This is a genomic window from Tessaracoccus sp., from assembly GCF_016714275.1.
Taxonomy (GTDB): Bacteria; Actinomycetota; Actinomycetes; order Propionibacteriales; family Propionibacteriaceae; genus Arachnia.
This window is the reverse complement of record NZ_JADJNP010000004.1, coordinates 724,427-737,125: the sequence shown is the minus strand read 5'-3', so window position 1 is coordinate 737,125 and position 12,699 is coordinate 724,427. Positions and strand designations below refer to the sequence as shown.

The window sequence follows — 12,699 nt, the reverse complement described above, 5'->3', positions numbered from 1 at the left end:
CTCCGGGGTTTATGCCGCCAGTCTAGCGGTTGGTTTCATGATGAGTTCGAACTCGACCGGGGTGAGTTTCCCGAGCCTGCGTTGACGGCGTTTCCGGTGGTACTTCCCCTCGATCCAGGACACGATCGCTAGCCGCAGTTCCTCTCGTGTACTCCAGGACCGTCGGTCGAGGACGTTCTTCTGCAGGAGCGCGAAGAACGACTCCATCGCGGCGTTGTCACCGCATGCCCCCACGCGGCCCATGGAGCCGGTCAGGCCGTGGCGTTTGAGGGCCTTCAGGAAGCGTCTGGAGCGGAATTGGGACCCGCGGTCGGAATGCACGATCACCCCGGCGGGCCGGCCTCGGTGGGCCACTGCCATCTGGAGCGCGTTGACGGCGATACGGGCCTTCATCCGCGAATCGATCGAGTAGCCCACGATCCGGTTGGAGAACACGTCCTTGATCGCACAAAGGTAGACCTTGCCCTCGCGGGTGCGGTGCTCGGTGATGTCGCTCAGCCATAGCTCGTTGGGGCCGTCGGCGCTGAACTGCCTGTTGACCAGGTCATCGTGGACGGGAGCGCCGGCCTTCTTGTACCGGGTCTTGCGCCTGGTGAACACCGACTGGATGCCAGCGACCCGGCACAGCCGCCACACTCTGCGCTCCGACAACTCGTAGCCCAACTCGGCAATGTCATCGGCCAGGACGCGGTAGCCGCCCTCCGGGTCATCATCGTGGAGCTGGTGGAGCACGTCGATCAGCTCACGCTCTTCGGCCTCGCGGGCCGACACCGGCTGCTGAGCCACTTGTAGTAGCCCTGCTGGGAATCCCAACACCCGACACGCGACCGCCACCGGCACCCTCACGGTGGCACCGACCGCAACCATCTCCTTCACGAGCGGGTAGATCATTTTGGGGGCGTGATGTGAGCCTGCGACAGATACGCCGCCGCTCGCCGTAGGACCTCGTTCTCCATCTCCAGCTCGCGGATCCTGCGTAACGCCTGGGCCATGTCCTTGCGCTGCTCAGGATCGGTGGTCGGGGTCATCCCGTGGGACTGGAAGCGAGCGTCGCGGACCCAGGCTTGAAGGGTGGTCTTGGCCATCCCCATGTCCTTGGCGACCTGCTTCTGCGGGATGCCTGAGGCGACCAGCGCGACCGCGTCGCGCTTGAACTCGTCGGTGTAAGCGATCTTCGGCATGGATGCCATCCTTCCAGCACGACCCTCTCGTGAGAGTCATGCGATCTTGGAGTCAACCAAACCTTCAGCAGTCCCAGCCGCCGAGCTCGCTGTACCTGCCGCGCTGGTCGGAGTCCGAGGACTGGTATGCGGTCCCGAACCGGGTCGTGCTCGTGTCCCAGGGCGATGAGGAGACCCCGGCGATGGTTGCGACGGCCACGAACGCCGACCCCGACTCGAAGTATTCGACGGTCCGTCGCGGCCGGGTCATTACCCATCGCGAGACCGGGGTCGATGCCGCAACCCTGGACGCGCTGCAAGGGCTCGCTGATCGGCGCCTTGAGGCGCTCACCACATCCGTGACGAACGTGCAGGTCACGACGGCGCCGGTGCCTGTGTGGCCCAACGACCGGATCGACCTTGTGTCGCCGTCGCGGAACATGGCGCCGCTGCGGGCCACGTCGTCGTCGTGGACGCTCACTCTCGTCGCGGACGGGCTCATGGATCACGAGTGGCGGGAGGTGGGTCTCGGTGGCTAACCCACTCGACTTCCTGCTGCCTGGCCCTGACGCGCCGCGCTCAGAATGGGTGTGGGCCGTCGTCACGTCAGTGACACCGCTGCGGATCCAGATCGACGGCGACACCGCCCCGCTCGTCGGCGCGCCCCGCTCGCTCATCAAGCCCGCGAACCTCCACGTTGGAGGCCGCGTCAGAGTCGAGCTGGCACGCACCTCGTCGGGGACGCAGCCCATCATCCATGGCCCGAGCGACCTGGAATCGTCGGCCGTCACCTACACCACTACAGGCCGGGTAGTCATCTCGCTCGGCGACAGCACCGACAACGAGCCCAGCTATCGACTGAGCCGCAACGGCGGGACACAGATGGGTCGCACCTACCTGACGTCATCAGGTGGGCATGCAGCAGTGGGCATTGAGGCCGGAGACCGGGTGGCAGGCCCGTACTGGCGATGGTACTTCCGCGCCGACGGGTCGGCCCGGTCCTATAGCCCCGACAGCATCACCAGACACATGCCGTTCGCCTCATACGACGAGCGGGTCACCGTGACCGGCCTCGCCCAGAACGTGACCACGCAGCAGGCCGTGACGTTCCCGGTCGGAGTGTTCACGAAGACCCCGACGGTCGTCATGTCTCCGGACACGTCAGCGCCGCACGTCGTCGCGGTCTCCCCGGACAACATCTCCGCCAGCGGCTGCAACATCAACATCCGCCGCACCGACACAACGGCCACGACAACCGTCCACGTCATCGCCTACCAGCTACAGCCCTGACCAAGGAGCGGCCCCATGCCATCAAGCCACGCCATCATCGCCGCAGCGTCCGACAAGGCGCTCACCGAGCGCGTCGTCGCCGTCGCGACCACCCTCGGCTGCGCCACCGCCGAGCACGACGCGCAGCGGCTCCGCCGCGAACTTGTGATCGCCGAGTTGGACGAGTCTGGCGCAACGATCGCCGCCGTCTACGAGTACACATGCCTTGCGCGCGAACAGGCGATGGAGGCGCGCCGGGCAGCCATCGCCGCCGCCGAAGCAGCCCACCCGATCCCGCCCGAGCCCGGGCTGAATCCCGCGGCCGTGACCGACGCACACATCGCCTCCGCGCTGATGCAGCTGATCGGCGCGGAGCAGGTCAACGCGAACCTGGCGGCCGTCACAGATCCGGGCCTGATCGCCTCGCTGACAGCCCGGGGCCTCCTGCCTGCCTAGACCCCACCCCACCATCCTCTGAGCCCCCGGCCACCCCGGGGGCTCTCGCATCCCTGAAGGAGTACCTCCCATGGCCAGCACTCAGCGCGCACGCGCTCTCACCGATCCGTACTGGGCGACCGCTCTGACCCGGATGACCCCGGCAGGTCAGCGTCTCGCGCGCGGTCTGCATGCCCTGATCCGGCGCTCTCCGGCGCTGGCGGCGCTGCTGTGGATCGGCTCAGGCTGGCGGTCCTCGTCGTCGGAGCACGTCACCGGCCGCGGCCTCGACGTCATCGCGACCGCGAGCACCGGCATCCTCGCCCGCCTGTACGACAAGGCGGCCTGGGCGGCGACGAACCGGCTCATCAATGAGGTCTTGGTCCCGAACGCGAAGGCCCTCGGGATCCGGCACATCATCTGGGACCGCCGCATCTACCGCACCCGGTATGCCGCGTGGGGTCCGTTGCCGGGCCGCAACGCCGGATCGTCCGTGTCGGACTGGCACGAGGACCACGCGCACCTGTGGCTCGAGCCGGACGGCGTCGGCTGGCTGGATCGCCTCGACGACGTCGTGCTCGGAGACGCTCCGGCGACCGGACCGGCACCGTCGAAGCCGAAGCCCACCGCGCCCGCGCAGCCGAAGACGACGCGGATGCGGGTTGTCACCTGGGTTTTGCCGCTGAACGGACGCACCGGCCCGGGAACCCGGTACCGGGTCGGGATGCGCGCCCACAAGGGCTACGTGCTCGACATTGTCGAGTTCCGCGACGGCTGGGCAAAGTCGACGGGCGGCTGGTGGTACTCGACGAGGTACCTCAAGCGGGTCTGATGCCTCCCCTCGACCCGAACGCGCCCTGGTGGGCGAACCTGGCGGTGATGATGGCCGCCGTCGCCGCCCCGGTGATCATCTCTCACCTGTCAACTCGCCGGAAGTTTGATGGGCAGTCGAGGCAGATCCAGCGGCTGTCCGCGCAGCAGGCCGCCATCAAGGGCGACACGGCGGCGAGCCGGGAGCAGCTCGAGAACTCTCATCCCACGAATCTGCGCGATGACCTGGACCGGGTCGAGGGGAAGCTCGATGCGCTCGGTGACGGTGTGGACCGAGTTGAGCAGGGGCAGCGTCGCCACGATGCGGAGATCGCGGGGATTCGCGCGACGCTCAGCCAGCAGGGCCAGGTCGACCAGCAGCTCGCGCAGGCCGACCACGAGGACCGCACGAATGCCCGCGATGAACACAACCGGATTTGGCAGGCCATCAAGGGCTTGCGCTCAACGCAGAAGGAGAACTGATCATGAATCACGTACGTGAGCTTGTCCCCGCCCGTGCCCGACTGTGGCTGTACGGCGCGTTCGTGCTGGCTGGTCTGGTCGTCGGGTCGGTGACCGTCGCGACCGGCGGCACGGAGTGGACGGCTGCGGCTGAGCGGGTGCTGGCGTATCTGGGCATGCCTCTGGCGGTGCTGGCCGGGGTGAATGTGCCGGCCGCGACCGATGCCCGCCGTGCCGCCGACGACGACTATTTCGCGCGTGAGCAGGCCCAGCGCGAGCTGGGCGAGGGTGGTGAGGGCTGATGTCGACACCGGTCATCAATCCGAGTGAGGGCTGGGACGAGATCCCGGTCCATGCCTCCTACCAGGTGTGGCGAGACAAGCCGGACCACGGCAAGATCCGCTTCTCCGCGCTGCAGCGTGTGACGTACGCGCCCACCGGTCAGCCGCCGCGTACGATCTACGCGGGCGGCCCGGTCAGCGAGATCACCATCGGCAAGACCGATGAGCAGGACCCGACAGTCCGGGCGATGGTCCGGGCCGCGATGCGCGCCGCCGACGAGGCCCGTCCCGGCTTCGACGGCATGGCCTGGGACATCTGGTGGGACACCGTCTATGTGCCGTCCGCGATTTTCACCAGCTTCCCCGCGTCCGACGACCCGAACATCTCGCCGCAAGGCTGGACGATCATGGCGAAGGAAACTTTGCAGTCGGGCAAGGGCCGCGAGTACGCGGTGCCGCTGCACCTGTCGATGCTGGACAACGAGGTGCCGGGCCTCAACCTGGCCACGGTCGAAGTCCCGTCCGGCAGCCCGACGGTACCGGCGCCCTCCACCGCGAAGGGCCAGCCGGGCGGCCTGGCGTCGCTCGACTACCAGGGTAAGGTGCCCGCCAGTCAGCTGCCCGACGGCTTCGAAGGTCTCCCTGATGCGGAGGACGGGCAGTTTTTGGCCCGTGTCGCTGGCGAGTGGACTGGTGTCGAGCCCCCCACGGGTGGCGTGTCGTCGTGGGACGACCTTGCCGACAAGCCGCCGGTGATCGCCGCGGGCGCTAACGCCGCGAACGCCCGGGCGGCGATCGAGGCGGTTGGGTCTAGCGACTCCCGCCTGTCGGACGCCCGCACCCCTACCACGCACGAGCATCCTGCCGCGGACCTCTCTGACTCGACCACGGTGGGGCGCTCCGTCCTGACCGCAACGTCCGCAGCAAGTGCCCGCAGCGCGATCGGCGTCGTCGATGCGACCGTGTCGGCGAAGGGGCTGGTGGAGCTGGCCACGACCGCCGAAACCCAGGACGGCACAGACACGGCCCGCGCGGTCACCCCGGCAGGGATGGCAGCCGCGGCGCTGACCAAGCGTCCTGGCGCGTCCGGTCGGTTCGGTGGCGTGTACGCCACTGAGGGTGATATTCCGACCGGCAGTCTCGGCCCGGGCGATGTCGGGACCTGGTTTGTGGTGATGGGCTCGTGAGCCATGTCTCGACATGGGACGGGAATCGTCTGGTCCCTGACCGCACCCCTGCCGTGTGGCCCGACCCTGGGCCAGGATGGGACCCCATCTACTACTCGACATTCGCGGTCGATGATGGCTGGACGCATCGTTTGGAAACCCAGTCGAATGACAATTCCTATAACATGCCGAAGAATGTCAAATTCGGGCCGCGGGGAATGGTTATCGAGGGTATTCGCGAGGCTGGATATCCTCGCCCGTACACCTCCGGAGACACCCTGGGTCAGCACATTTCGATACCAAATTATTTCCGGTGGGACGTCGCCGCGAGTCTTCCCACGGCGCACGGCATGTGGCCCGGATTCTGGCTCCGTCCACTCACTCGCCCGGGCGGCTCGCCCGGCAACGGCGCAGAGATCGATCTGGTGGAGACGTGGACCATGTCCTGGCCCCCACCGAAAATGTCGGCCACGATCCACCCCAACTACGACGCCGACCCCCGCCCCCCGCACGCCGGCGCGAACCTCAACTACAGCGTCCTGCCGAACTCAGACCCCGCCGCCCTGCACATCTACACGTGCATCAAGACCCCCGGACGGATTGAATTCTTGTGTGACGGGATTCGAATCTATGCATGGGATAGCGACGTCCCGGTGTGGAATGGGGCGCTCAGGCACGGCCCGCCACCGGCCTGGTACAACGACGCCTACGAAGCCGCGGGCACCACCTGGTACCCCCGCTTCACGCTACAGATCGGCATGGGCACCGGGGGCAACAACGCCGAGCCCGATGCTGACTGGACCTATTCCGAGATCGTCATTCCCTGGACCCGAATCTACAAGAGGAGCATCGACTAATGGCCATCGTACGAAGCTGGTCCGGTAAGGGCCCTCCGCCGGACCCCTCACCACCTCCAGCGTGGGTACCGGCGACACCGCCTTCTCTAACGTCACCGGCTCACCCGCGATCGTCGCGGCGTCCGGGCGCGCGCCCCGCGTCCGTTTCGCCGACGGCACCCCCCGCCAGCTGACCTGGTGGCCGCTGCCCGCCGCTCCCGTGTCCGTGTACGCGATCCGCATGTACCTGTCCCTCGAGGAGCTTCCCGCGTCCGGCGACGGGGAGATCTGCGCCACCCGCAACTCTGGGGCGCAGTGGTCACTGCGGGCCGTGTCCACCGGCGCGCTACGGCTCCGTGACGACGTCGCCGGTACCGTGCGCTGGACCTCCACCGCCGGCATCATCACCACCGGGATCGTCTACCGCGTCGAGATCACCGTCGCCGCCGGCTCCGCGCTCGTGCGCCTCTACGAGGGCGACGGCACAACCCCGCTGTGGTCCTCGACCGCCGCCGCCGTCCCCAGCGAAATCAACGAAGTGCGCATCGGCACGGCGACCGCGACCATCCCCGCAGGCCTGGCCTACGGCGACATCGCCGTCGCCGACACAGATGCCTGGATCGGGCCCGCCGTCGCTCCGCTCCCGGCCCCGGTCCTGGGCACGCCCACGATCACCGACACCACCCTCCCCGGCGCCAACGACGGCCAAATCAGCCTGCCGTTCACCGCCGGGTCCGGCCCGGCGCCGGCGGGGTTCCAGCGCTGCATCCTCCCCGGACATGTGACGTCCGGATTCGTCGAGCAGGGGTCTGCGACGTCGCCCAGGGTGTGGACCGGTCTCGCCCCCGGCGACTACACCATCGCCATCAAGAGCAAGGCGTGACGCATGTCTGTCGACTCCGAGTGGGCCTACGAGCACGTCCGTGTCGGGGACGGCCTCGCCACCGCCGACTCCGACTGGTCCTACCTGCATGTCCGCGTCGGGGACGGGCTACCACCGGGCGACTCGGCATGGTCCTACCTACACGTGACCGTGACGGCCGGGATCGACTCCGGCATCCGCATCTGGGGCGGCACCAGCCTCGTCCCGGCCCGGGTCCTCACCTGGGACGGCGCCCAACTGGTCTAGCCCCGGCACCGCCGGCCCGACAAGGAAGCCCCCGCTCAGCATCAGCTGAGCGGGGGCCTTTTCGCGTCCCCGGGCAGGGCGCCGCGGTGGGGACGCGAGTCTCCAACCCCACCAGGGTGGGGAACACGGAAACCCCGACATGCCAAGTGGGGTCAGCTCCTCCGAGGAGGAGAGCGCGCGGGGAAGTCTACACCGGGGGGTAGCGTCGAAGCCGGTTCCACACCACCGACCCGTTCGCCAGGCCGACTGCCCGAGCGATCGCCGCATGTGAAACGCCGTCGCGCTCGATCAGCGCCCGGGCCCTGTCGGCCCAGCCCTGCATGTCGGTGAGGTCGCCCAACTCGGCAACCTGGGCCGGTATCAGGTCCACGCGCCGCGCCGATGATGCTTCGATACGTCGGGCTACCCGCTCCGCCCGCCGCTGCCCGGCCGCGGTGTTGCCCGCGCGCGCCGCGTCGACGTCCCTTGCTGCGTCGAGCCGCGCCAGGTGCTCGGTCTCGTGCTCGTACCACGCCTCTGACAGCCGAGCAGCCGTCGCCGTGCCGATGAGCCTGGTCCGGGTGCTCAGACCATGCTTCTCCCGGTACCGTGCTGCCGTCAGCCCGTGCGCTGTGCGGGTGTGGGTTGCGAGCTGCTCGAACGCGCGCCCGCACTCGTGACAGACCGGGCGCCCGTCATCGTCGCGGTCCAGCACCCCGTACCGGCCAACGCCGGACGGCGCCCCGAACTCCGGTCTCACGCCTTGCCTGCCCGTATCTGGTACACTCGGGCCCGCTTCACACCGGAGGCCTGCACGACGACGTCGACGGGCACGCCCGCCCCAAGCGCGGTGCGGATCGCATCATCCCTCGCGGTCTGCGCGGCATGCAGCGCATCCACAGCCTCATCCACCCGGGCCGCGTAGGCCCGCACCTGCTCGACCGGGTCACCAGCCAGCCACTCCGCGCGCAGCCCCGCGATCACCTCCGACGGCACCTCTCGCCGGAACGCGCCCACCCCGGTCGCGACCGGGAGATATCCCGCCGGGAGCCGCTTGGCCTCATAGCGGGCCCAGTCCTCGACGCTCCAGTCCGCGGCCCAGCCCTTGCGTGACGGCATCGACACATCCCAATGCTGCCGCCAGTGCTCGCCAGGGCGCCGCTCGCCGGCTTCGATCGCCTCGGCATGCTGGTAGCGGACCGTCTCGTCGGTCAGGTCCCAGTCCTGCTCGGCGAGCAGCTCGGCATTCGTGCGTACCGACTCGATCGTGATCGTCTGCCGGTCAGCCTCCGCCCGGGGGCTCCACGGCAGGCTCGGGAACAGGGCGAGGAGCGCGCGGGCGGTGATGTTCAGCTCGGTCATGGTCAGTTCTCCTCGGTCATCGAGCGGATGTAGTCGGCGGCGTCGGCGGCGCTCATGGCTCGGATGCCGTCGAGGGTGTCGGGGCCGGCGAACCAGGAGCCGAGGTGGCGTTCCTGCTCAACCAGGGCCCAGACGGTGGCGACCTGGTCGTCGGTGATGCTCCCGCGCACCGGCACGGCGGGAGCCTCGGTGGTCGTCTCGGCCTCGGCGGTCTCGATGACGGCGGGGGCCTCGATCTCGGGCACCTCGTCGATGTGGGCGTAGGTGGCGACCGTCTGGCCCTCGGCGTCGACCACGATGACGCCGGTGTGGCGGCGGTAGCGGGCGGCGCGGTTGGGGATGTCGGCGCGGATCTGGAGCCCGGCGGCCGCGTAGGCGCCGACCTTGGCTTGGCGGGCGGCGTTGCGTGCGGCGAGGGCGTCGTCGTCGGCGCGCATCGCGGCGACCTTGGCCTCGGCTTCGGCCTGCGAGGTAGCGGACCCGGCCAGCTCGCCGTTGCGGCGGATCATGAAGAGGTTGGCGGCCCTGCTGCTGATGCGGTACTGGTTCGTGCTCATGCCATGAGTCTACCCGACTAGACTCATGATGTCTAGTCGGGTAGACGACTGTTATCTAGTCGTTATCTTTGGGGTCACCGCACCGTGACCCAACGGCCACGGGGTTCTTCGTCTTAGGATGAGCCACATACGGCGAAGGGAAGAACCCCAGATCACCGCGAGTGGCTCCTCGGTACTAGGGATACCGAGGAGCTAACTCATCCCTTGGGCGGGTAGGGGTCGTTCCCGTAGGAGTTCGAGCCACCGATCTTGCCGTCCTTGTTGTGGATGACGTGCTCGGTGCCGGCAGGGTGCGTTCCCTGCGGTGGCTCTCCTCACAGCGGCGCGCCGCGCTCAATCGTCGTCGGGCGTCTTCGCAGGCCTGCCCCGCGGCGGTCGACCGTCCTGCCACTCGTCGATCGTCGAGGCCCACCACCATGCCGACTGCCCCATCGACCCGTCGGCCTTGGGCATCGTCTTGTCACGCTGATAGCTGCGCAGCGTCGCCACGGAGAGCCCCGTGTGTTCGGCGACCCCAGCGATGTCGAGAGGCTGGTCCCCGACCTCCGGGGCGCCTGGAGCCTTCGCCCGGGACGCCCGCGCTCCACTCGGCGACGAGACCGCCGCCGCCTGTAGCTCCAGCAGGCTTCGCCTCCACAGCGGACCCGCGCCGCGCCTTAGGTGAGGCGCAGGCAGACGCCCAGGGAACGCGCGGCTCGCCTCGGTGCGCCCCAGGATCTCCGAGCGGACCCAGTCGTCCTCCCATCGTTCCCGGGCTTGGTTGGCCCACCTTGCGGCCGGGATCGTGACGTACTCACCTGGCCCCCACCACGGCGGGTAGTGGCCGGTCCGGTCGTGGATCGGCTCCCACGTGATCGCGGTGTGGTCGAGCAGGGGGTGGTCGTCGGGTTGGCCGTCCCAGAGGTGCCCGACGGCGCGGCTGCCGACCATGTGGCCCGGCCAGTGCTGCGCGACCGTGGCGCCGATGTAGGCCAGGGCATAGCGGATCAGTGGGCGCTTGAGCGGCGCCTCGTCGGTCTCCAGCGTGACCCACTGGCGGTCGATCACCCAGCCAGCGAGCGCGCTGGTCGATAGCACCCGGGCTCCGAGGCACAGCTCGGCAACGATGTCGACGTCGTGGTCGATCGCGACAAGCTCGGAGTAGATCGCTGCCCCGAGACCGTGCACGCTGGCCTGCCCGCGGGTACGCCACCACGGATCCCGGCCTACGACCTCCGGCGGCGTCGGCTGCTCTGCCAGGTCGCGGCTGAACCGCAGCTCGTACCACTCCAGCAGCCGCCCGAACCCGGCCACCGGCCCGTCGACCTCCAACTGCCGGGTCGACCCGACCCGGACCCAGCGGGAGTTGACCAGCGGAGCCCGGCCGAGCGAGCTGGCCAACTCGAAGGCGTCGACCGGGTCCATCGGCGCCGGAGACAGATGGATGAGCCCGACCGCGGCAAGCCAGGCCGTCGGGCCCGCCGCGAAGCCCTGCTCGATGATCACAGCGAGCCCGCGCCGTCGATGACCGCTTCGGCGACGATGTCGCCGTCGGCGAAGACCCGCACCAGGTCGCCATCGACGATGTCGACGCACCAGTCGGCGTTCGGGTTGCCAAGGGTGCGCCCAGAGATCTCGTCCTCGTGCCAGGAGTCGGCGGTGAGAGGGTGGATCGCGCGGAGGTGCTCGTCGAGGGTGAAGTCCGGGCTAAGGGTCCCGGCCTCGTAGGCCGTCCGCACTGCGGCGGTGCGGAGATCGTTGATGCGGGTGTACAGGTCTGCGTTGCTCATACCTCTATTAAATACCCTAACCGCGTGACTGTCAAGCGGTTAGGGTAATAAATTTTGAGCGTCTCACCGCACCGTCACCCGCGCCGCCACATCCCCCAACGGCAGCCACGTCCGCCGACGCCGATCCGACGGCTCATCCAACGGCCACGCGACCAGCACACGGTCCACACCTCTACCCGCACCGTCGTCCGCACATCGCGATCGCCGAAACGCACCCATGCCAGACCCCAGATTGGCGCCCACTCCGTCGCCCGCGTCATCGGCTCCCGGTGCAGGTCCAGCTGGTCCCGACTCAAGCTCTGGAGCGGGCCATGCTGCCGCGCCTCACGGATCTCACGCTCCTCAGCGAGCCGTCCGGCGTTGTGGGGATAGCGACGATTCGTGCCCATGCGGAGGATTCTGGACGGAGGGTCTGACAGGCTTGGAGCGCGATTGGCTACACCTATGGCTACACGTCCGAGCCATTGAACGCCGTTCAAACTGCCTCTGGCTAGGTGCCCCCAGCGGGGCTCGAACCCGCGACCCATGGATTAAAAGTCCACTGCTCTACCGACTGAGCTATAGGGGCGGTGTCGAGTGTAGCGGCGCGTGGCACTGTAGGGGCATGGATTTCTGGGGCTGGTTCCTGCTCGCGGTCGTCGTCGGCGGCGGGTTGCTCGCAGCCGCCGTCCTCGCCGACAGGCGCGCCCGACGGCGCGAGTCCGGCGAAGGCGAGCCCGCCCCGGAGCGCGGGATCCCCGCCGTCGACTCCCAAGTCCCCGCCTACATCACCCAGGACGAGGTCGATGCCTTGCCCGCGCCCGGGCGCGGAGTCGCCGGCGACCTGTCCCACAAGGGCGAGGCTTCGGGTTCGGTCACGCACACCCGGACTTCGCGACCCAGACCTCCGGCGCCGACTGCCCTAATCCACGCATCCTCGTTGTCGACGGCGAGATCGACGCGATGCGCCAGCTGTTCGTCCCTCTCCACGGCAACCGCGGAGGTGCCGCTCGTCGTCGTCGCGGGCCGGCTTCGCCGACGACGTCCTGACCACGCTGGCCGCCAACCGCCGCGCCGTCGGCCTCTCCGTCGTCGCCGCGGTCGCAGGCCCCGGGGACCGGCGCCGACTGGCCGAGCTGACAGGCGCCGAGCAGCTCACGCCGGAGGATCTCCGCGCCGGCTACGTCCCTGAGCAGGCCTTCGGTCGCGCCGCCCGATGGACGAGCACGCTCCGCGCATCGTGGGTCGCCCCTGCCCCGGTCCGCTGACACCAGCATCGCCGCTCGGCACCCCGCCTATGGCTCAGCTGAGCGAACCTCCGCAGATTTGCGTACGCGACCCGGCCCGAGGGTGTCCGCAAACCCTCAACCTCGAACCTCAACCTGCGGGGTAAACCTCAAGGTCGACTTGAGGCGGATCGAAACTGAGAGGATCGACCCAGGCCCTCTCCGACGAAAGTACGAGCCGCGACCTTGGGGCCTCGGGATAAACCCCTAGTCAACCCG

At 68.7% G+C, this 12,699-nt stretch carries 16 protein-coding genes, 1 tRNA gene and 1 pseudogene; 10 read left to right on the top strand and 8 right to left on the bottom strand.

Annotated elements, in window-relative coordinates:
- Positions 1 to 9: 9 nt before the first annotated feature.
- Positions 10 to 1,181, bottom strand: a pseudogene (locus IPJ61_RS17780) (IS3 family transposase).
- Between the two features lie 38 nt (positions 1,182 to 1,219).
- Between IPJ61_RS17780 and IPJ61_RS17775 the strand changes: the two are divergent.
- From IPJ61_RS17775 to IPJ61_RS17730, 10 genes are all read left to right on the top strand, one after another.
- On the top strand, positions 1,220 to 1,699 hold the full coding sequence (locus tag IPJ61_RS17775; RefSeq protein ID WP_297110786.1) for a hypothetical protein: 480 nt from the start codon (positions 1,220 to 1,222) through the stop codon (positions 1,697 to 1,699).
- On the top strand, positions 1,692 to 2,450 hold the full coding sequence (locus tag IPJ61_RS17770) for a hypothetical protein (protein WP_297110783.1): 759 nt from the start codon (positions 1,692 to 1,694) through the stop codon (positions 2,448 to 2,450). The genes IPJ61_RS17775 and IPJ61_RS17770 overlap by 8 nt, the downstream gene beginning before the upstream one ends.
- Positions 2,451 to 2,465: 15 nt before the next feature.
- On the top strand, positions 2,466 to 2,885 hold the full coding sequence (locus IPJ61_RS17765) for a hypothetical protein (protein ID WP_297110780.1): 420 nt from the start codon (positions 2,466 to 2,468) through the stop codon (positions 2,883 to 2,885).
- A 70-nt stretch (positions 2,886 to 2,955) separates the two neighbouring features.
- Positions 2,956 to 3,696: an SH3 domain-containing protein gene (locus tag IPJ61_RS17760; RefSeq protein ID WP_297110778.1), complete on the top strand. Its 741-nt coding sequence runs from the start codon at positions 2,956 to 2,958 to the stop codon at positions 3,694 to 3,696.
- Positions 3,696 to 4,157, top strand: a complete 462-nt coding sequence (locus IPJ61_RS17755) for a hypothetical protein (RefSeq protein WP_297110775.1) — start codon at positions 3,696 to 3,698, stop codon at positions 4,155 to 4,157. Before IPJ61_RS17760 ends, IPJ61_RS17755 begins: the two co-directional genes overlap by 1 nt.
- Positions 4,158 to 4,159: 2 nt before the next feature.
- A complete protein-coding gene (locus IPJ61_RS17750) occupies positions 4,160 to 4,438 on the top strand; it encodes a hypothetical protein (protein WP_297110772.1) in 279 nt (92 codons plus the stop codon).
- A complete protein-coding gene (locus IPJ61_RS17745; RefSeq protein ID WP_297110770.1) occupies positions 4,438 to 5,604 on the top strand; it encodes a hypothetical protein in 1,167 nt (388 codons plus the stop codon). Before IPJ61_RS17750 ends, IPJ61_RS17745 begins: the two co-directional genes overlap by 1 nt.
- 329 nt (positions 5,605 to 5,933) lie before the next feature.
- On the top strand, positions 5,934 to 6,440 hold the full coding sequence (locus tag IPJ61_RS17740; RefSeq protein WP_297110767.1) for a LamG domain-containing protein: 507 nt from the start codon (positions 5,934 to 5,936) through the stop codon (positions 6,438 to 6,440).
- Between the two features lie 61 nt (positions 6,441 to 6,501).
- Positions 6,502 to 7,302 carry a hypothetical protein gene (locus IPJ61_RS17735; RefSeq protein WP_297110764.1) on the top strand — a complete coding sequence of 267 codons (801 nt, stop codon included), beginning with the start codon at positions 6,502 to 6,504 and terminating at the stop codon, positions 7,300 to 7,302.
- Positions 7,303 to 7,305: 3 nt separating this feature from the next.
- Positions 7,306 to 7,548: a hypothetical protein gene (locus IPJ61_RS17730; RefSeq protein WP_297110761.1), complete on the top strand. Its 243-nt coding sequence runs from the start codon at positions 7,306 to 7,308 to the stop codon at positions 7,546 to 7,548.
- 187 nt (positions 7,549 to 7,735) lie between these two features.
- On the opposite strand, the gene IPJ61_RS17725 is transcribed toward IPJ61_RS17730, so the two are convergent.
- From IPJ61_RS17725 to IPJ61_RS17695, 7 genes are all read right to left on the bottom strand, one after another.
- Positions 7,736 to 8,287: a MucR family transcriptional regulator gene (locus tag IPJ61_RS17725; protein ID WP_297110758.1), complete on the bottom strand. Its 552-nt coding sequence runs from the start codon at positions 8,285 to 8,287 to the stop codon at positions 7,736 to 7,738.
- Positions 8,284 to 8,889: a hypothetical protein gene (locus IPJ61_RS17720; RefSeq protein WP_297110755.1), complete on the bottom strand. Its 606-nt coding sequence runs from the start codon at positions 8,887 to 8,889 to the stop codon at positions 8,284 to 8,286. Before IPJ61_RS17720 ends, IPJ61_RS17725 begins: the two co-directional genes overlap by 4 nt.
- 2 nt (positions 8,890 to 8,891) lie before the next feature.
- A complete protein-coding gene (locus IPJ61_RS17715) occupies positions 8,892 to 9,446 on the bottom strand; it encodes a hypothetical protein (protein ID WP_297110752.1) in 555 nt (184 codons plus the stop codon).
- A gap of 333 nt (positions 9,447 to 9,779) precedes the next feature.
- A complete protein-coding gene (locus IPJ61_RS17710) occupies positions 9,780 to 10,931 on the bottom strand; it encodes a helix-turn-helix transcriptional regulator (RefSeq protein ID WP_297110749.1) in 1,152 nt (383 codons plus the stop codon).
- A complete protein-coding gene (locus IPJ61_RS17705) occupies positions 10,928 to 11,215 on the bottom strand; it encodes a hypothetical protein (RefSeq protein ID WP_297110746.1) in 288 nt (95 codons plus the stop codon). The genes IPJ61_RS17710 and IPJ61_RS17705 overlap by 4 nt, the downstream gene beginning before the upstream one ends.
- A 74-nt stretch (positions 11,216 to 11,289) precedes the next feature.
- A complete protein-coding gene (locus tag IPJ61_RS17700; protein ID WP_297110743.1) occupies positions 11,290 to 11,604 on the bottom strand; it encodes a hypothetical protein in 315 nt (104 codons plus the stop codon).
- A 106-nt stretch (positions 11,605 to 11,710) separates the two neighbouring features.
- Positions 11,711 to 11,783: transfer RNA gene (locus tag IPJ61_RS17695), tRNA-Lys, on the bottom strand.
- Positions 11,784 to 12,699: the final 916 nt, after the last annotated feature.